This is a genomic window from uncultured Amphritea sp. (assembly GCF_937127095.1).
In the GTDB taxonomy this organism is placed as follows: Bacteria; Pseudomonadota; Gammaproteobacteria; order Pseudomonadales; family Balneatricaceae; genus Amphritea.
Map to the genome: position 1 here is coordinate 44,374 of NZ_CAKZLP010000056.1, position 20,046 is coordinate 64,419.

A 20,046-nucleotide genomic window follows, 5' to 3' on the forward strand; every position below is an offset into this window, starting at 1 on the left:
AATACTGTCTTCAGGCTGTTTGATGGGTTGTTTGTAACAGAGTTTGCACATGATCCAGCAGTGCGTTTTCCGTCCAGGGTTTCGTCAGAAAAACACTAACACCGGATTGTTCTGCTTCTTCACGATGACGCTGTGTCGTTCTCGAAGTAATCATCAGCACCGGGATATCATTCATCCCTTCCCGGCCACGAATCATACTGGTCAGTTCCATACCACCCATGCGTGGCATTTCCAGATCGGTAAGCACCAGATCCGGGCGTTTTTTGCGCATCTGATTCATGGCATCCAGTCCATCGATTGCGGTGCTGACATCATAGCCGGTATCCCGCAGCAGGTTTGACAAAGAGGCCCTGGCACTGACAGAGTCGTCCACCACCAGCAGTTTCGGCAGGCTCAGATCACTCTGCAACAGCTGCGGATTAAACAGGCTCTGCTGACTAGCAGACTTATAACGGATTCTGGCGGGCAGATCGATGACCGCCGCGGTATCGCCATTGGCCAGAATGGTTAATCCGGGTATTCCCGGAAGATCGGGCAGATAATCGCCCATTTGCTTAAAAGCCAGCTCCCGGTGAGCGATCACTTCGCGCACCATGACCGCGACCTTTTCCCCCTGTCCCAGGTTCACCAGCAACACCGGGTGAACCTCGCCCGCTTGGTACGGTGTCCCGTGCTCACCGAGCAGCGCTTCCAGGCCATAGGCCCGAAACTGTTCTCCGCGATATTCAAACTGCATTCCGTCAGCGGTTTCGAGTAATCGACCATCCAGAGAGATCAGCGTTTGTTCCAAGCCATGATTTGCGAGGGCATAGATCGCCCGGCCTGCTCGCACCAGAAGTGTTTTAATCATCAGCGAGCTGGACGGCATCGACAATTCAAAGGTGGTGCCCTTGCCGGTCTCAGAGCGGATATCGAGGACACCCTGCAAGCGCATGATCTGCTGATGCACAACATCCATGCCGATACCACGACCAGACAGCTGACTGATCTCTTCCCGGGTGGAGAACCCTGGAATCAGAATCAGCCGCTCCGCTTCCTGTTTAGTTAACTGAACATCCACATCGACCAGGCCTCGCTGGATAGCCACCTCTCGAATCCGGTCAGTATCAATACCGCAGCCATCATCACTGCAGTCAACTCTGACCTGATCCCGATCCAGCGAGAAGCGCAACACAATCTGTCCCTGCGCAGTTTTACCCTGAGCAAGCCGATGTTCCGGTGTTTCCAGACCATGGTCAATCGCATTTCGAATGATATGCATCAGCGGGTCGGTCAGCTGACTAAGGATGTGACTATCGACCCGCACTGACTCCCCGTGAATAACCAGCTCCGCCTGTTTTGCAGTACTACGACACGCCTGGCGCACGACACGGTGTAATCGCGGCGTGATTGATTTCACTTCGACCAGACGGGTACTCAGCACCCGCTCCAGCGTCTCTTTCTGAATCCCTGTCTGCGTTATATGCAGCTCACCGGTGCGACGAATATGCCGATCCATCAGCTGCTCTACCTCCTGAATATCCGCCGCCGCTTCCTGCAGGCGGGACATACTGGTGTGCATTTCGTTATAGCGATCCATCTCCAGCGGATCGAAGCTATGCCCGACATCATTAGCGGGCTGCAGGGTAAACTGCTCGTGCAGCTGTTGCTCCAGTTCAAACATAATCCGCTGCAATACCCGCTGGCGATCGCGGCTGAGACGTACATAACTGCGCAGCTGCGTGATCTGTTCATGCAGCTGGGTGTTCAGGGTCGTGCCTTCACCGGCCAGACGCATCAGTGTATCAAGGGTTACCTGAGGCACCCGGAAAAGCGTCTGTTCGTGACTAGGATTGTCAGGTAATTCCTGAGCCGGAAGCTCTGCTGGCTCCTGAGTGGGTTCATCAAGAGCAGCATAGGTCTCTGAGGGTTGCGTAAGCGCTGTGGATGACTGAAGTAAACTATCAGAACACTCCGCCTCATACTGTTCCAGCCCCTGACTGCGCAGGCGATAATGCCAGTCCATCAACAACTGCAACATTGCCAGAGCGTTATCCGGTGATGCTGACTGATTGATCACCGCCTCACACATCATCGCCAGGGTATCGGTTATCGCGGTCAGATCATCACACAGGGGTTTCGCCGGAGACTGCCCCGTCTCGGTATACAGCTCGAGGATATCTTCAAGTCGGTGGGTCAGGTTAGCGATGCCCACAATACCGGCCATATTCGCCAGCCCTTTAATGGTGTGGGCGGCGCGTTGCGCCTCCCGTATCGCATCCAGGCTGTGGCTATCGGATACCCGCTGGAGCTGCTCTGACAACTGTTCTGATAACACCGGCAGCTCATTAAACAACATGTCCAGCAGCTGAGGGTCCATATCGTCAGCAATACTCAGCTGAATATCAGCCGCATTTGCCCGCTCCTGCTCAATGCTCTGGGCAGACTGTAGCAGCGCCATCGCCAGCAACCCACCAATATAGCTAATCTGTTCCTCGGTCGGACTCGCGGGCAGCTCCAGCGCTTCAAGCTGGTCAAGCAGCACCTGCTGTCGGCTGCTGTCGTTAATATCATCCAGATAGTTGATCAGATCACTCAGCAACGCACTGATCTGCAGTAACATTTGCGGTTGTAATTGCGCCGGATAACGCTGTAACCAGTCAAGATTAACGCTGATGCCCTGGACAATATCCGCCGCCCCTGACAGATGCACGGTCTGCATCGCGCGGATCACCGGGTCTATCAGCTTTTGTGACCTATTCAACAGCAGCTCAATAGCCACGGCATCGCCACCAACGGTTGACTGCCAGAGCTGTTCCAGTTGCTGTAATGATCCGGTCAGCATCGTCAACACCGCGGGGTCCAGATGCGGTGCCGGTTGTTGCAACTGTTCAAGCTCAACCTGACAGAAAGAGGGTAACGGCTCTGTGGGTTGTTGAGCCGTCAGCGCTGGCGGTTCTATTTCAAATTCTGGTGGCGAGACAGGCTCTGACCGGGAGAGGCTGTTTTCATCGGCTACGCTCTGGCTGGCCAGATTCATCCTTAGCAGATCATCCAACAACAACTGTTGTAAAAAGGCCCGGTCATCTTCCGGCAGAGGCTCCTGCCAGCACTGATCGCTCATCAGTAGCAGCAGCGACTCAACCGACGCTGGACGTGGGGCTGTAAGCAAGCCTATCGCCTGCTGATGTAGTGCTGTCCGCTGCGGATTATCCGCCTCCGACTCCCACTGCTCTGCCAGCAGCGCAAACAGATCGGCAAAACCGCTGTACTCAGCCTCGCCCGCATCTTCCACCAGTTGGTGCAGCAAGCCCACCCCAGTCTCGGTATCAACGTCAGCCAAGCCGCTTAGAAACTCACCCCAGCCAGTGGTCAGCGGGTTAATCTCCGATAACCATGGCTCATCAGCTATCTCAGGAGAAACGGCTACCGCTTCAGCTGCATCCGTCACTCCGATGCAGGCCTTCAGCTTCAGACAGTCCTGCTCCAACAGTTCTGCCAGAAATTCACAGTCCTCAGCGGTGAGCGCTTCAGGCCAGTGGCTGTCACTCAGACAGGCCAGCAGATACTGCCATATACCGGGTACCGGGTTATGAATCAGATCATCCAGTGCCTTATGAAAATCCACCAGCAAGACCTTCTGTTCAGCAGGCTCTTCTATCTGACTCAGATGTTCAAGCTGTTCTGCAAACAGCGCTAAGCCATCGGCAATGCCCAACAGTTCGGCTTCACTGAAGGGGTCAACCAGCTGCTGCAGCGCCTCAATCAATTCATCAACATTCGGCTGAGAGCCGATCTGTTGCTTTAGTAAAGACAGAAACTGCTCTGCGGCGGTGATACTTTCACGAATCATGCTATCTGCCTGTCAGGTTATTCAGGATACAGCCGGGGCCGCCAGCTTGAATACACTGACAGACTGCTGCAGCTCCTGCGCAGCACTCACCAGCTCATCAGAGAGTTCAGACTGCTGCTGCATCTCTTTGTTGGTTGCCAGGCTTGACTCATCAATTTTACCTGCCCGCACCCGCAGATCTTTGGCCACACGAGCCTGTTTGGCTGAGTTCTGTGCGATCCGCACCACCGATTCAACCAGTGTCTGAGTGGTCGACCGGGTTTCACTCATCCGCTCACCCGCTTCCTCTGCCAGACGGGTGCCCTCGACTACGTCGCTGATTACGGTGTTCATAACGTTGATAGTATCGGCGGTCTCCAGCTGAATATTGTTTACCAGGGATTCGATCTCGGAGGTCGCTTCGCGGGAGTTTTCCGCCAGACGCTGTACTTCATCTACCACCACCATAAGACCACGCCCGGCCTCACCGGCAGAAGCTGCATGCATACTCGCATTCAGAGACAGCACATGGGTACGTTCGGAGATGTTGTTGATCAGATTTACAATCCCGCCGATCTCCTGAGAACGTTCGCCCAGACGCTTAATCCGTTTTTCCGCTTCATGAATCGTCTGGCGAATTTTGTTGATACTCTCAATTGTCTGGGATACCGAACTCATTGCTGTTTCTGAGGTTTTAATCGCCTTCTGCGAGGCATTATTGGTCAGCACTGCCAGTTTAGAGATCAACTCCATCGCTTTGATTGCTGAGTCCAGTCCCTGAAGGGTTTCCACCACTTCCTCCTGCTCCCGGCTAGCGTAGGTGAGTACCGTTTCAGACTGCGACTTCATCTGTGCAGATGCATTATTAACCCGCAGAGATACCGCGTTTACATCATTCAGTACCGTCACAATCGATGTTGTCAGCTGGTTGATTGAGTCAGCGATCGCACCGGTGACATCTTCTGCAACCGGAACCCGAACGGTAAGGTCGCGCTGACTAATCTGAAATACACTCTTAATCAGCTCAATAATTGAACTGTTAAGCTGGCGGTTCTCCTGCTCTTTTGCCTGCAGCGCCACCTCCTTCTCATCCAGCAAAGTATCCAGAACCAGGCCAAACTGTCCGAGTTCATCGCGGGACTCCAGTTGACTACGCGCATCAGCATCGCCATCCCGTACGCGGCTAACGGTGTCTTGCAACTTATTAACCGGGTCGACTACTCCATACTTGATAATTGACAGACCCACAGCCATCGCCACAATCATCAGCGCCATCGAGATAAAGAAGTAAGTTACCATCGTCAGCGTTTCGTCTGCCTGCAGGGCACTGTTCTCCGACTTCTGCTTATCGGCTAGTTTAATGATGCGGATAATATGTGGGTCCAGTGCTACAACTATCGCGGATAACAGACGAAACTGTCCCTCTCTGCGCTCAAGACTGTAAGACAGATCCGCGAAAAGTTGTTTAATCTCAATAGCCTTAGCCAGAATATTTCGTCTTTGCGGCACCTTATCAGCGACAGCAGTTTCCAACCCTCTCAGCAACGGCTCAAGCTGTTGCACAATAGCATCTTTGGGATACTGACCGCGGCTGAAAATATATTCATTGATGTCAGCACTCAGTGTTTCGAACTCACGCCGCAGAGTCTCATCACGCGTGGCGGTCACTGTTGCTCTTGTGCTGGCCAACAGCGCCCTCATCTCACCGGAAAGCCCCTGGGAAGTACTCAGGCCCGAGGTTATGGCCGCCTCAGACGCGTCATAAAAGGCATCCTGATAATCGTCGATAATTGACTGCATCGACAACACCCGTTCCTGAGCATCGGCACTGGGCAAATACTGCTGCAGCTCAAGAAGCCCTTTGTCTACGTTGGCCATCGCACCGTTAAACTGCATTAATTGCATCAGATCATTGTTAGTCTGAAAGCTTTTCTCGTAATACCGGGCCTGAGTTATGCTCGCCCTAATCTTATCCACCAATAGCAAGAACGTATTCACCTGTTGAGTACGTTCCTTGGCTTGCTCATCGATGACGATGGTCTGGTAATAGGAGGCCCCCATAAAGATGAGTCCTATCACCATCAAAGCACCGGCAATCGCAAACTTGAACGGCATCCGTATATTGCGGAACTCCCACCCCTGGCGTTCGTTTTCGGTGTTTATCTGCCTGAATGAACTCATACGTTATATTCCTGTTTCAATAACTACTTAAACCGACGTGTCAGGCCGGAATAGCTGAATTTGTCTTGATAAAACGTTGCTTCTGTCTGGAAAAATAGGCCCGGTGATCAAACTCAAACCAGAGGGAGTTATGGTAGTGATACTGGCCACTACAGATCCCTTCCAGCAGATCAGGCCGCGGCTGAGCGTCACCCGCAACACTCGGATTTGTGATGCCCTGAGGCGTATCCTGCAACAACACCGCGGCGGTTGCCGGTTGCGCATCCAGAAGTAATAACCATCCCCGTTTTGGATCGGTAAGACCCAATCCTAACGATGCTGCCAGGTCATACACCGGCACCGCATCGCCACGATGATTAATAAACCCGACAAACCAATCCGGCGTTTCAGGAATGGCGCAAAAGTGTTCGCAGCGCAGCAACTCAGATCGGGTTTGCGCGGGCAGTAATAACTGCAAAAAGCCCACCCGAAACCCATGCCGCAGATCATATATATCCACTGGCGGATTAACGTTATCCACACTGATTGGCGGCTGTTCCATTGATCACCCTTCCTCAGACAAATGCTTTTACCTGATCCAGCAGTTCCTGATCAGAAAAGGGCTTGGCAAGCATCGCTTTTGCGCCCTGCAGCTGAGCCCAGACTTTATCCGCTTCCTGATTTTTACTGGAAACGATCACCACCGGAATCTCCCGGGTCTCTTCACCCGTGGTAATCTGTCGACAGGCGGAAAATCCATCGACCTCAGGCATCACCACATCCATTAGAATAAGGTCCGGCTTTTCTGTAAGTGCCAGGGCAACCCCTTGCTGACCATTAGCGGCAAGGATAATCTCAGCATCAACACTACTCAGTACATTACAAATATGTTGTTGCTGTACGGGATCATCCTCAACAACCAGAATTTTCTTACTCATTACCGCTCCATACCCTATTTTAATTACCAGACTCTCAATCGCGGGCAAGACTTATGCTCAGGCCCGTTTAAACTCATTAACCCAGGCAGACACTCTGCTGATGACCTTTTGAAACTCAACCGGTTCGATTGGTTTGGTCAGATAGGTAGAACACCCCGCCATAATCCCTTTAACCTCATCAAGCGGAGACGTTTTCGAGGTTAGCATAATAATCGGCGTTTTCTTCAGATCCTGGATCTCCCGCATCCGTGAGCAGGTTTCAAAACCATCTATACCGGGCATCATCACATCCAGAAAAATAAAATCGAAACGTTCCGCTTTGACTTTATCCAGAGCCTGTTCACCACTCTCTGCGTAGGCCAGCTCCACCGTTGACGGTAGCTTTTGTAACTGCAGCGCCAGTGCCTGCTGCATCGCGAGATTATCGTCTACCACCAGCACCCGGTAGGTTTCCTGATCGATCTGTAGCTCATCCCCAACCGTAATCGCCTCATATTTACTGAACCTTTGTTCAGCAGCGGCTGCAGCGGCCTGCAGTTCTTGCTCATCCGGATGTTCATTTTCAGAGGTCATCTCATCCAGCGTGCGGATGACCCGGGAAGAAACCAGCGGATAGCGGATATGCCCCAGACTACCGTCTGCCGGGGCATCTTTACTCACCTGAATGATGCGTGAGCGATAACCCGCCGACAGCTGCTCAAGTGACGGGTCTGCAAGTGTTTCAGCGCCGAACAACAACAGCAGATCCGGTGGCATCTGAGGATCAAATGCCACCAGTTCATAGCGTTGATTTCTCGATAGCTCGAGTATCCGTGACAGCTTTTGCTGCTGATCCGCGGGAAAACCTAAGGTTCCAATATTCATGGGATTTCCTGATAAATCACAATGCCTGCTCAGCCACGTAAGGCTGATAGCTATAAAAACAGGACCTGCTGATCAAAAAAAGCGATAAATACACAATCGTATAAAAGAAAGAGCAGAGGAGAATACCGCTGATAGTATTGCAGAATCTTTAAACAGATAAAGACCAACACTATTGCGGCTGTAATAAGCGCCAGGATCTACACAAAGGTCGCTTACTAACTCTACACGTTTCAAAATGAGGCTCCTAAACACTTAAGACTTTAAGGTCTTAATTAAAGATGCAAAGAAGAGCCAGACCAACGTACGTTTATTGTATTTATTCTCTGTAAACAGTGCTTTTAATCTCGTTAAGCCAACCCAAAAAGGTTCGGTTCAAACAATCGTATCAAATTACGGGGAAAGCAGAATATTGACAAGCCCCGAACAGGGCAAGAGGAACAGATAAAAGCCGTTAAGAGGTTGCTGTCAATTGAGTAATCGAGGGTCTGCATAAGAAAGGATCACATAGAAATCAAGCGCTAGACAGAAAACAGCCCGCGCCTGAAGTCAATGATCTGAGACATGAATCCAAGCTTTAAAAGGATACCCAAATTGGGGACTTTGTCGCCGATTCTATCTGGAATTATTCATCAGCGCCCTGAGTCGCACTACACAACTGTTGCTGCTGACGCATAATCAACCGGCACCCTTTAGCCAACAGACCCAGCTCTGTGCAACGTTCTTTAACCCAGGCTTTGTCATCTTCAGTGGCGCTTTCATGATAGGGAGGAATGGTGTCACACAGACCGGCTGAAGCCTGACTGTTTTCCCAGCAGGCTTTAAAGAAAGTGCCACCATCAACCGTACAGCGATACTCTGAACCCTTACAGCTCTCCACCCGCTGCAGGGCCGCCGCAAGGCAACCGCTCTGATCGGTTTGCTGACCGGCAGTGACCCCTTCCTGGCGCTGTTGTTCCACCAGCACCTTATTCTCTTCATTCCAGTTTTCCAGCCACTCAGGCGCGTTCAACCAGGTGAAGAAAACACCCACAATAATCGCCAGCAACAGCCCCAGCCAAAAACGTCGCATCATCCTAAAATCCTTTTCTTTAACGCCTCCGGACATAAAGCCCGAAGAGACAACAACAGAAGCCAGCGACAGAGGCTAGCATCGTCAGATTGACAAACAAAGGGTAACGCACAGCAAACGGGATAAATGGATGGGATCGTTCCATATCGCAGAGCGCTGCACTGTAGTTAAATGAGCCTCTCGCTGAAAGACACTCGTTCACCAGGCTCTGTTCTGACCAGAACACCCCCATCAATGCCACGCCGGGCAGTATCAGCAGTAACAAACCGAGTCGCAACATTACGCTTCACTAACCCCGATATTACTCACGCCTTCATTTGCAGCCAGCCGTTTCAACTCACCGATAGCTGAAGCACTGGCACTCTTCATCCCCTTCAGCCGGCTGATCACCTCTTCCTGAAAACTTTCTTCCTGCAGCATCATCTCGTGATGAGCAATGTAATGCAGCAACTCCTCATCCGAGATATCCGCATCAGCGGTGACTTCGATGAAGGTAGCAACACACTCCAGCGACAGATTACCGATATTAGCGGCCTCGGTATGGTTAGGTTCCAGCAGACAGTTAATGGTGGAGTACAGTGCCACCATCGCATCCAGCGCGGGTGAAGCACCATACATATCAAACGCTTCGAGATCCGGCATATTCTCCTCAACATTGACCTGCTGGACCTCAAAATTCATTTTCGCACCGGTATTGCCCAGCTTGTTCCAGACACCATCCAGAATACTGCGCACCTGATTACGATCACCAAACTCAAGCAGCGTTGAAAACAGCGCAAAGTTGGGAAACATGCGCTCTGTCACCGCCACAGAGAAGGCACTCAGTTGCCAGCCGTCGAGTGCTTTCAGCTCATTTTCCAGTGACCATTGTGACATCAGATAAACTCCCAGACTGTATTTGCCCCTATTGTACATCGCAGGAATCATTTTGCAGCAGTTATGCACGATTTGCCGACAACGCTCCAGCCGCTATGTAAACTCAAATCCACTGTATTAATCCGCTGATTCAATACGCTTTTTTACTGTATACTCAAACCGCAAAGTAAGCTCTTATCGGAATTAAAACATGAATAACAAGAATCCTATCGCGATGGTCGTTAGGGGACTGGACAGTTTCAGCGAATGGACCGGGCGCAGTATTGCCTGGCTAACGCTGCTGATGGTGCTGGTTACCTTTGTTGTCGTTGTGATGCGTTATGTCCTCAATATCGGCAATATCCAGCTGCAGGAATCAGTCATCTATATGCATAGCTTCGTCTTTCTGCTCGGGGCGGGCTACACCCTCAAGCATGACGGCCATGTGCGCGTGGATATTTTCTATCGGCCGCTGGGTGAACGGGGCAAAGCGGTGATTAATATCCTCGGCACCCTCTTTCTGCTGCTTCCCGTGTCGCTATTTATCTTCTGGGTCTCCTGGGAATATGTGCGCTTCTCATGGCACACCATGGAAGGCTCTCAGGAAGCGGGCGGTATTGAAGCACTTTATCTGCTCAAGACTTCGCTGTTGCTGATGCCGGCGCTGATGATGTTGCAGGGTATTGCTGAGCTGCTGCGCAATATTCTGGTGCTGACCGGACAGGCACATCTGACTGAAGTCGATATTCAGGAGCACCCGTTATGATCGAATTGTTACCCCTACTGCTGTTTGCGGGAGCCATTTTTATTCTGTTGCTGGGATATTCTGTCGCCTTTTCGCTGGCGGGTACCGGCCTTATTTTTGCCGCCATCGGCATCATGACCGGTCACTTTGAGGCCAGTTTCCTTGAAGCGGTGCCCAACCGCCTGTTTGGCATCATGAATAACTCCGTCCTGATCGCCGTCCCCCTGTTTGTCTTTATGGGGGTGATGCTGGAAAAATCAAAAGTAGCAGAAGAGTTGCTGGACACCATGGCCGCCCTGTTTGGCCCTATCCGGGGCGGTTTAGGCATCTCGGTTACCGTGGTCGGTATGCTGCTAGCGGCAAGTACCGGTATCGTCGGCGCGACGGTGGTCACCATGGGGCTGCTATCACTACCCACCATGCTGCGCCGGGGTTATGACCCCAAGGTCGCTACCGGCGTCATCTGCGCTTCAGGAACCCTGGGGCAGATTATTCCCCCCTCCATTGTGCTGGTATTACTTGGTGATGTTATCTCCTCTGCATACCAGCAGGCTCAGCTAGATCAGGGCATCTACTCGCCCAAAACAGTGACTGTGGGCGATCTGTTCCTCGGTGCCCTGCTGCCAGGCTTGTTGCTGGTGGGTGCCTATATCGTTTACCTGATTTTTAAAGCGATCTTCCACCCGGAAACCGTGCCGGCAATCCCACCGGAAGAGCGGGCCGCCATGGATAACATGTTTAAGCGGGTAATCTTCGCGCTGCTGCCGCCGGTGTTTCTGGTCGGTCTGGTACTGGGCTCGATTCTGGGAGGCTGGGCAACCCCAACCGAAGCGGCTTCGGTCGGTGCGGTGGGTGCGATGCTGCTGGCAATGGCACGTCGCTGCTTCACCCTGCCGATTCTGAAAGATGTGATGCGCACCACAACGCAGGTTAGTTCAATGGTGTTTATCATTCTCGTCGGCGCGTCGATCTTTTCGCTGGTTTTCCGTGGTTACGGCGGCGATGATCTGGTACGCGACTTCCTTTCAGATCTGCCCGGCGGTGTCTTTGGCGCGGTAGCATTAGTGATGCTCATCATCTTTCTGCTGGGCTTCTTTCTCGACTTTATCGAGATTACCTTTGTGGTGGTGCCGATTGTTGCACCGATTCTACTGGCGATGGGGCTCGATCCGGTCTGGCTCGGAGTGATGATCGCCCTCAACCTGCAAACCTCGTTCCTCACGCCGCCGTTTGGCTTTGCCCTGTTCTACCTGCGAGGTGTAGCACCGGAAAGCATCTCTACCATGCAGATCTATCGGGGTGTCATACCGTTTATTATGATTCAGCTGGTGGCGCTGATGGCTTTGGCGCAGTGGCCAGCACTGGCAACCTGGCTGCCGAATCTGGTGTATGGTTAATCGGAACGGCAAAAACGAAAAAACCCGCTGAGAATCAGCGGGTTTTTTATTGCGCAGCGCCGGGCGACTGTCACGCCATATTAGATGCTTACAGGGTCCGGGCGTTCAGATAAGCCTGCTCAGACACCGCATGCCACTTGATTGCCTGCTCGCGGAACTTAACAAACGACTCGAATACTTTCTGTGACATCGGATCTTTCGCCGCTTCTTCAGACACCACTTCATCAGACAACGCTTTAATCTGCTTCAGCACATCGTCAGGGAATGGACGCAGCTCAACACCGTGCTCATTTACCAGCTGTTCCAGTGCGCGGTTATTCTTCGCCGTGAAGTCAGCCAGCATATCCTGATTCGCTACCCGCAGAGCATTACGAACGATAATCTGCAGATCTTCCGGCAGTTTCTCGAAGGCCTCCTTGTTCATGAAGCATTCCAGTGTGGTGCCCGGCTCATGCCAGCCAGGATAGTAATAGTACTTAGCCGCTTTATGCAGACCGAACGCCAGGTCGTTATATGGACCTACCCACTCAGTTGCGTCGATTGCGCCAGACTGCAACGATGGGAAGATCTCACCCCCCGGTAACAGCACCGGAGTACCACCTGCACGCTTTAATACCTCACCGCCAAGACCTGGTATCCGCATTTTCAGACCTTTCAGGTCTTCAACAGAATTAATCTCACGGTTGAACCAGCCCCCCATCTGCACACCGGTATTACCCGCAGCGCCAGGGATCAGACCAAACTCAGCATAGACCTCTTCCCAAAGCTCCATGCCGCCGCCATGATACAACCAGGAGTTCATCTCCTGCGCTGTCAGACCAAACGGAACAGCGGCAAAAAACTGCGCGGCGCGGGATTTTCCTTTCCAGTAGTAGGACGCTCCATGACCCATTTCCGCAGTACCCCTGGAAACGGCATCAAAAATTTCCAACGCGCCTACCAGTTCTGAAGCACCATATACTTTTACATGAATCCGGCCACCGGACATCTGGCCGATCAGTTCTGCCAGGTAGTTAGCGCCGGTTCCCAGCCCCGGAAAGTTCTTCGGCCAGGTGGTAACCATTTTCCATTCAATAACGTCCGGCTTTTCCGCCACTGGTGCGGCAGGTGCTGCTGTCGGTTTACAATCGACAACCTCTGCTTTTTTCTCTTCAGTACACGCTGCCAGGCCCGCAGCAGCGACTCCCAGACCGAGGACTTTGACAATTTCACGACGTTTCACAAGGCTTCTCCCTAATCGTCATTTTTTAGTTATATAACTGTCTATCTTTGTTGTTTTGTCATTTATAACCCACTGAACATAGCACCAAGTCATAATTGCTGCAATTTCAAATAGTAAGCAAGGCCTTATTGGTCTGTTTCCAATCATGAATGCGCACAGAATGACGGACGCATTTATTCTATTGACCTGAATTACTGATATACTCTGCTCCGTTATGCCTAACCTGAAAACGGAAACCAGCTTGCAGCCGCTTAATCTTCTTAAATCGATCGCCGACGCTAAAGCCAGTCTGCGAAAATCAGAGCAAAAAGTTGCTGATTACGTTCTGGAAAACCCTTCCGATGTGATCCATATGCGGATTGTCGATCTGGCGTCTGAAGCAAATGTGAGCGAACCTACCGTCGTGCGTTTCTGTCGTGCCCTGCACTATGACGGGTTTCAGGACTTTAAACTGACGCTGGCTCAGGGGCTCGCCAGCAACGCCAACTTTGAGCAGTTCTCCCTCAACACCAAAGATACGGTGAGTGAGTTCAAGCAGAAAATTTTCGACTCTACCGTCGGTAATATGATGCGGGTTCGGGAAGAGCTGGATGCCAATACTCTGGAAGAGGCGATCAATGCGATTGCCAGCACCAATCGGCTTGAACTCTATGGCTTTGGCGCATCAGCACCGGTGTGTAATGATGCGCAACATAAGTTTCACCGCCTTAAAATTGCCGCCTCGGCCTATTCCGACCCCCACATGCAGATGATCTCGGCCACCACACTGACGGAGAAGGATGTGGTCATCGCCATCTCCCAGACCGGTCGCACCAAAGACCTGCTGCATGCAGTAAAGCTGGTCAAAGATGCCGGCGTTACCGTCATCTCACTTTGCCCCAGCAATACGCCCCTGTCTGATCTCGCCAGCATCGCCATTCATATCGATCTGGAAGAGGATAAAGACCTCAGCACCCTGATGTCTTCGCGGGTTGTTCACCTGGTGGTGATTGATGTGCTAGCGGTAGGCGTGGCGATGAAGCTGGGACCGGGACTACTCGATCATCTGAAAACTATTAAGCGCAGCTTAAAAAGTTTACGTCAAAACGATAAACGCCTGCCACTGCGCAAGCCCGAAGAATAAATATCTCACCCCTTTCCTTTTTCTGTAACATTTCTGCGCCACTATCTGCATCGTAAACGCCTTATGTAAGGCGTATGCCCCATTGAAATTCTCTTTTTTATGTTATAAAAAAGGGATTCCCTGTTAATCAGAAATGCGAAACGGTCTGTCAGCCTACGCTGCGTATTGGCTTTCAGGTGGACTTTACAGCGGGTATAGGAGTGCTTTCTATGCTTATACGGAAAGATCAGGATCTAAACGAAATCCAGACAACAATCTTCGATATCATCGTCGGTATTGAGGAACATGAGAATCAGGCTAGACAGAAAAGAGCCAGTCAGAAAAGCCTGGCGGTCAGGCGCGCCATCGAAGAGCGTCGACAGCGCAAAGAGCTGGAGTATCAGATTAATGATGAGCTCTGGTTTAAGGATATCTGAACCTGAAGCATAAAAAAGCCTGCAACCGGATTGCAGGCTTTTTTATTTTACGTCTGAATCACTACATCTCTGGATAGAGAATATCCAGCGGCACTGAGCGGCCACTATCGATCACTATCGCGGCATGTTTGCGCTTTAGTTTTCGCGGCTCGGGCACGCCGCAGGAATGCGCAATCATCTCCACCTCATGCACCAGGTTATCATGGTAGTGAGTCACCCTCACTGCCTTATCCTCTGGCACCAGCCCCCGCTGCAGATCTTTATCATGGGTGGTAATCCCGGTTGGACAGGTGTTCTTGTTACACTGCAACGCCTGGATACAACCCAGCGCAAACATGAACCCCCGTGCACTGACACAGAAATCAGCCCCCATACAGAGCGCCGCTGCCACATCAGTCGGGTTGATACACTTACCTGAGGCGATCACCCGGATGCGCTCTTTCAGACCGTGCATTATCAATTTGTTAACCAGTATTGGCAGACTTTCCCGTAACGGCAAGCCAACACTATCCATCAGCGGCATCGGTGCAGCACCGGTACCCCCATCGCTGCTATCCAGGGTGATGAAGTCGGGCGCCTGTTCCAACCCACGGGCAATCACCCGTTCACAAAACTCATCCAGCCAGTCAGTGGAACCCAGTACCAGTTTAAAGCCCACCGGTTTTCCAGTGACTTCGCGAATATGGCACACCATGTCCAGCAGGTCATCGGCAGAGTTAACCTCCGGATGGCGGTTCGGGCTGATCGATGCGACTCCCTCGGGAATGCCACGAATAGCAGCGATCTCAGGCGTCACCTTTTCACCGGGCAACATACCGCCCTTGCCTGGTTTAGCCCCCTGACTCAGCTTGATCTCAAACATCCGCACCTGATTGTACGCGGCCTTCTCTCTTAGCTTATCGTCACTGAGCAATCCCTGCTCATCACGCATCCCGTACTTAGCCGTACCAATCTGACAGACGATGTCACAACCACCCTCCAGATGGAACGGCGACAAGCCACCCTCTCCGGTGTTCATCCAGCAGCCCGCTTCCCGGGCACCGTTAGACAACGAGAGGATGGCAGGTTTGGAGATAGCGCCGTAGCTCATACCGGAGATATTGAAAAAAGACTTTGCGTCATAGGGTTCACGACAATAAGGACCGATTTGTAACGGCTGATTCTTCACCGCATCCTCTTCCAACGTCGGAAAGGGGCAGTTCAGAAAATAATAGGTGCCCGGCACCCGCAGATCGCGGGATGAACCAAAAGCGATGGTGTTATCAATATTCTTTGCCGCCCGGTAACACCAGCCGCGCTGCGCCCGGTTAAACGGCATCTCTTCGCGGTCCATAGCAAAGAAGTACTGGCGGAAAAACTCTCCCAGATGTTCAAACACATAGCGGAACCGGCCAAACAGAGGATAGTTGCGACGAATGGTCTGTTTCGTCTGATGCCTGTCAATCTGATAGACAATCAGCGCGGCAATCAGCCCGCCAACAAAGATCAACAGCAGAATGCCACCCAGAATGGCTACGAACTCAATCGCAAAGCTACTGATGGGATCGATCATATTCCGAACTCCTTGGGTGTGTTTATCCGCGCATCATAAAAATTGCCAGCGCCAATCCTATCCTGTTATATCGGCATTGCCTACGGCAACAACCATCAAATTGGGAGGGAAAGTTAAGATAGTCACAACCATGGTTATTCTGCCGCGGAAATCCACTCCTGCGAGACAACACGGGCTGGCTCGCGCTGCATAACCACTTCACCATTACGCACCGATAATAACACCTCGCCCTGCTGTCGAATCACCGAATAATCGTCTTCTCCATCGAGTAAAATCAAGCTTCCAGGCTTGCCAACGCCGATACCATAACGATGCTCAACATTGAGTGTCAGGGCACTGTTATCCGTAATCAGATCCAGCGCTGAGCTGAAATCGGCATAGCCCATCATCTGACAGATATGCAGACCAAAATCGAGGGTACGGAGCAGTTTGCCATTACCCAGGGAGTACCAGGGATCGAAAATAGAATCCTCACCAAAACAGACATTAATCCCCGCTGCGTTCAACTCTTTCACCCGGGTCAGGCCACGCCGCTTAGGGTAACTGTCAAACCGCCCTTGCAGATGGATACTTTCGGTAGGACAGGAGACAAAATTAATACCCGACTTCTTCAGTAAGCGGAACAATTTTGAACAGTAGGCGTTATCGTAAGAGCCCATTGCCGTAGTATGACTCGCGGTCACCCGTGGCCCCAGGTTATTGAACAGAGCTTCAGCCGCCAGTACTTCAAGAAAGCGGGAGTTCGGATCATCGGTCTCATCACAGTGCACATCCACCAGCCGGTCATATTTCAATGCCAGCTCGATCACCTTTTTCATCGACGCCTCACCCAGCTCACGGGTGTATTCGAAATGAGGAATCCCCCCCACCACATCCGCGCCGATCTGCAGCGCCTCCTCCATCAGTTCAAGGCCGCCCGGATAGGAGAGCAAACCGTCCTGGGGAAAGGCCACCACCTGAATCTCAATTTTACCGGCCAGCTCATCGCGCAGGGCACAGAGGGTGCGCAAGCCAACCAGCGTCGGGTCGCTGACATCGGCGTGAGTGCGGATATACTGCACCCCGTTCTGCACCAGCAACTCGACGGTTTTCAATACCCGGCGACGAATGTCCGCTTCATTGAGCAATGGTTTTCGCTCACCCCAGCGCTCGATCCCCTCAAACAATGTGCCACTCTGGTTCCAGTTGGGTTCCCCCGCGGTCAGTGCCGCATCGAGATGGATATGGGGTTCAACAAACGGTGCACACGCCAGTTTTCCATCCGCATCAACCTGGTCTGTCGTCGCATCTAAGCGAGTGCTTTGTTCACTGATAGCAGAGAAATAGCCATTATCGATCTTCAGGGTATACAGTGCCGTTTTCTGACGCAGACGGGCGTTAATGATCTCCATAGTTTTTCTCGCTATAACTTTCTATGTTGTGATGTTGAAACAGAATCTGCTCGATTAGTAGAGCGCTTTGCAGATTCAGCCGGGCAAACGGATCGTTCAGCGGGCAGTCGATCAATTGCTCAATCCGTTTCAGCCGGTGGCTCAGCGTATTGCGGTGGATACCCAGCGACTCAGCGGCCTGTTGCTGATTACCAAAGTAGTTCAGAAAGTGGGTCAGGGTTTCCTTTAGCATCACCGAACGCTGATCCCGGGCAAAGCACAAAGACCCCAACTGCTGCTGACAAAACTGAGACAGCAGGCTGCGTTGCGGAATCGCATCAAACAGCCGGGCAATACCCAACTGATCGTAAAAAAACAGCGCCTGATCCTGTTGCACCGCAAACTGTACCGCATGCCGGGCCTGCTCCGCCGCTTTAGCGATACTGCTTAATCCCGGCTGCAGATCACTGACGCCGGCAAACACTTCAAGTTCTGGCTGCAGCCGTTCAAGGGCCTGGCTCAGCTCTTCAGAGAGTGCCGGGGAGTGCGCCGCATTTGTCGGCCATATCACCAGCAGATCCTGCTCATATTCGAGCACCGGCCAGTCAATCCCCCGACGCATCAACAACTCAGTCAGCTTATCCTCAAGCAGAGCCCGCTCATGGATAAACTTCCACTGATCGGCAGGGTCATCACGATTAAGGCGCTGACTAAAGGCTTTCAGGCGCACGGCCAACACCGCATAGGGACGGGTATCACTTAACCCCAGGTCAGCCGCTCGCAGATGAATCAGTTCCGGGGTGTCCGCATAGCCATTGATCAGGCGAGTCAGAAACAACCGGGTCGACTGACCAATCAGGTTATCCTGCACTATGGCGTTACTGATCACCTCGGTGACCTGCACCATCGGCAGTGAATAGGGCTGCTCAAACAGCGCAAACCCCAGCTCATTCGCCAATGCCTTCACACTACCGGGAATCATGCGGATATACTCCGGCCCGGTCAGAATCACGATGCCAGCCGCGTTGTGCTCAACCCCTTCTCGGATCAGCTGTTGCAGGTTTTGTTCACTACGCCGCTGGTTAATTCCGGTAACAAAAATAAGCTCGCCGCCGCGTAACCAGGGCCCCAGAGTTTCATCTTCCGCCACATAGGGCCAGCGAACAGCGACCTGACTGCCGCGCAAGCCCGCAACCATGCAGATACTTTCAAGGCCGGGCAAACGCGGAATATCAGCACACAGAATTGGCATTAGCTTTTCACAGTATCAAGGGATGAGTTCACAAACGGCAACCGCAGTAACACGGCATAGCTGATCGCAGCAGCCAACACGCCTACCACCGGTGGCAACATCGGTGAACTGTAAGCGGCTATAGATCCGATGCCGTAGGCAGCCAGACCCAGCCAGTTGAACGCAGGCAGGTTCTGATCAGCCAGTTTAGGATAATTTCCCTTATGGTTAAGCCAGAAATCAGCCATGATCACACCGCCGATCGGCGGTATAAACGTACCCAGCAGAATCAGGAATGGGATCAGCAGGTTATACATCCCCCCAACCGCCAGCACCGTACCGATGGCGGCACCGACAACGGTCACCAGGCGGCGCTTATCGGTACGCAACAGATTGCAGCCAGCCACGGCGAAGTTGTAGATAGTATTATCCTGAGTGGTCCAGATATTCAGCAGCAGCATCAGCACCGCCAGCACTACAAAGCCCTGGGCGATCATCACATCAACGATATCCGCCTGCTGATAGATCATCGTCCCCAGCGCGCCGGTCAGCACCATCAGGCCATTGCCGAAAAAGAACGCTGCCAGCGTCGCAATCACGGCAATCTTCGGCGTTTTGGCAAAGCGGCTCCAGTTAGTCGCCTGGGTTCCGCCACTGACGAAGGTACCGATAATCATGGTAACCGCCGCTGCCCAGCTGAGGCTCTCGGTTGGAGTCTGTAGCATCAGGCCATTGAATCCGCCGATATCGACCATACCGGTATAAAGGCTGATCAGGATAAACAGCATCATCGCCGGCACCGCAAAACGCGACAGCAGATCAAGCCCCCGATAGCCCACCATAGCAGTGATACAGAAAGCCATACCAAAGACGATCATCAATGGAATTTCCAGTTCGGCCGGCATACCGGTGGTTTTCACCAGTACCGTTGCGATAGTTGCGGTACCCCAGGCGTACCAGCCGATCTGGGTAAAGCCCAGAATAAAATCGGACAGCTTGCTGCCAATCTCACCAAAACAGAAACGCCCCATCAGCACCGAATTAAGGCCACTTTTACAGGCGATATAAGCCAGTACCGCCGCATAGATGCCCAGCAGCAGATTGCCCACAACAATCACCAGCATCAGTTCTCCGAAGGAGAATGCTTTTCCCAGGGATCCACCCGCCCACATGGTAGCGGTAAAAAAGGTAAAACCAAGCAACAACAACGACGTTGAGAGCAGCCCTTTGCGATCACTTTTAGGCACTTCACTCAATGGATAATCTGAAGGTTCCATATCAGGCTCCGCTAAA

The 20,046-nt window shown here is 52.2% G+C and carries 17 protein-coding genes; 4 read left to right on the top strand and 13 right to left on the bottom strand.

Annotated features, from left to right (window positions below; all coding sequences use genetic code 11):
- Positions 1–10 precede the first annotated feature (10 nt).
- The 8 genes from Q0499_RS14030 to Q0499_RS14065 form a co-directional block, all read right to left on the bottom strand.
- The gene (locus Q0499_RS14030; RefSeq protein ID WP_299200363.1) at positions 11–3,832 is read right to left on the bottom strand and encodes a response regulator; all 3,822 of its coding nucleotides are present in this window, start codon (positions 3,830–3,832) and stop codon (positions 11–13) included.
- 21 nt (positions 3,833–3,853) lie between these two features.
- Positions 3,854–5,992 (bottom strand): methyl-accepting chemotaxis protein, encoded by a 2,139-nt coding sequence (locus Q0499_RS14035; protein WP_299200364.1) that lies wholly within the window; start codon positions 5,990–5,992, stop codon positions 3,854–3,856.
- A gap of 40 nt (positions 5,993–6,032) precedes the next feature.
- Positions 6,033–6,533, bottom strand: a complete 501-nt coding sequence (locus Q0499_RS14040) for a chemotaxis protein CheW (protein WP_299200366.1) — start codon at positions 6,531–6,533, stop codon at positions 6,033–6,035.
- A 13-nt stretch (positions 6,534–6,546) separates the two neighbouring features.
- Entirely contained in the window at positions 6,547–6,909 is a 363-nt protein-coding gene (locus Q0499_RS14045) for a response regulator (RefSeq protein ID WP_299200367.1), read from the bottom strand.
- Positions 6,910–6,966: 57 nt separating this feature from the next.
- Positions 6,967–7,773 (bottom strand): response regulator, encoded by an 807-nt coding sequence (locus Q0499_RS14050; RefSeq protein ID WP_299200368.1) that lies wholly within the window; start codon positions 7,771–7,773, stop codon positions 6,967–6,969.
- Positions 7,774–8,395: 622 nt separating this feature from the next.
- Positions 8,396–8,845, bottom strand: coding sequence for a hypothetical protein (locus tag Q0499_RS14055; RefSeq protein WP_299200369.1), 450 nt, complete (start codon positions 8,843–8,845; stop codon positions 8,396–8,398).
- Positions 8,846–8,861: 16 nt separating this feature from the next.
- Positions 8,862–9,122, bottom strand: coding sequence for a hypothetical protein (locus Q0499_RS14060; RefSeq protein ID WP_299200370.1), 261 nt, complete (start codon positions 9,120–9,122; stop codon positions 8,862–8,864).
- Complete coding sequence (locus Q0499_RS14065; protein ID WP_299200371.1) at positions 9,122–9,718, bottom strand: YjaG family protein; 597 nt, start codon at positions 9,716–9,718, stop codon at positions 9,122–9,124. Before Q0499_RS14065 ends, Q0499_RS14060 begins: the two co-directional genes overlap by 1 nt.
- 190 nt (positions 9,719–9,908) lie before the next feature.
- Between Q0499_RS14065 and Q0499_RS14070 the strand changes: the two genes are divergently transcribed.
- Both Q0499_RS14070 and Q0499_RS14075 read left to right on the top strand, forming a co-directional pair.
- The gene (locus tag Q0499_RS14070; protein WP_299200372.1) at positions 9,909–10,463 is read left to right on the top strand and encodes a TRAP transporter small permease subunit; all 555 of its coding nucleotides are present in this window, start codon (positions 9,909–9,911) and stop codon (positions 10,461–10,463) included.
- The gene (locus tag Q0499_RS14075; protein WP_299200373.1) at positions 10,460–11,839 is read left to right on the top strand and encodes a TRAP transporter large permease subunit; all 1,380 of its coding nucleotides are present in this window, start codon (positions 10,460–10,462) and stop codon (positions 11,837–11,839) included. The genes Q0499_RS14070 and Q0499_RS14075 overlap by 4 nt, the downstream gene beginning before the upstream one ends.
- Before the next feature lie 88 nt (positions 11,840–11,927).
- Here Q0499_RS14075 and Q0499_RS14080 read toward each other — a convergent pair whose 3' ends face one another.
- Positions 11,928–13,061, bottom strand: coding sequence for a TRAP transporter substrate-binding protein (locus Q0499_RS14080; protein ID WP_299200375.1), 1,134 nt, complete (start codon positions 13,059–13,061; stop codon positions 11,928–11,930).
- A gap of 241 nt (positions 13,062–13,302) precedes the next feature.
- Here Q0499_RS14080 and Q0499_RS14085 point away from each other — a divergent pair, with 241 nt between their 5' ends.
- Positions 13,303–14,184, top strand: a complete 882-nt coding sequence (locus tag Q0499_RS14085; protein ID WP_299200376.1) for an SIS domain-containing protein — start codon at positions 13,303–13,305, stop codon at positions 14,182–14,184.
- Between the two features lie 209 nt (positions 14,185–14,393).
- Entirely contained in the window at positions 14,394–14,600 is a 207-nt protein-coding gene (locus tag Q0499_RS14090; protein ID WP_299200377.1) for a PA3496 family putative envelope integrity protein, read from the top strand.
- 61 nt (positions 14,601–14,661) lie between these two features.
- Here the strand turns inward: Q0499_RS14090 and Q0499_RS14095 are convergent, their stop codons facing one another.
- The 4 genes from Q0499_RS14095 to codB form a co-directional block, all read right to left on the bottom strand.
- A complete protein-coding gene (locus tag Q0499_RS14095; protein WP_299200378.1) occupies positions 14,662–16,152 on the bottom strand; it encodes an FMN-binding glutamate synthase family protein in 1,491 nt (496 codons plus the stop codon).
- 134 nt (positions 16,153–16,286) lie between these two features.
- The gene (gene codA, locus Q0499_RS14100; protein ID WP_299200379.1) at positions 16,287–17,543 is read right to left on the bottom strand and encodes a cytosine deaminase; all 1,257 of its coding nucleotides are present in this window, start codon (positions 17,541–17,543) and stop codon (positions 16,287–16,289) included.
- Positions 17,530–18,774 carry a PucR family transcriptional regulator ligand-binding domain-containing protein gene (locus tag Q0499_RS14105; protein WP_299200380.1) on the bottom strand — a complete coding sequence of 415 codons (1,245 nt, stop codon included), beginning with the start codon at positions 18,772–18,774 and terminating at the stop codon, positions 17,530–17,532. Before Q0499_RS14105 ends, codA begins: the two co-directional genes overlap by 14 nt.
- Entirely contained in the window at positions 18,774–20,030 is a 1,257-nt protein-coding gene (codB, locus tag Q0499_RS14110; protein ID WP_299200381.1) for a cytosine permease, read from the bottom strand. The genes Q0499_RS14105 and codB overlap by 1 nt, the downstream gene beginning before the upstream one ends.
- Positions 20,031–20,046 lie beyond the last annotated feature (16 nt).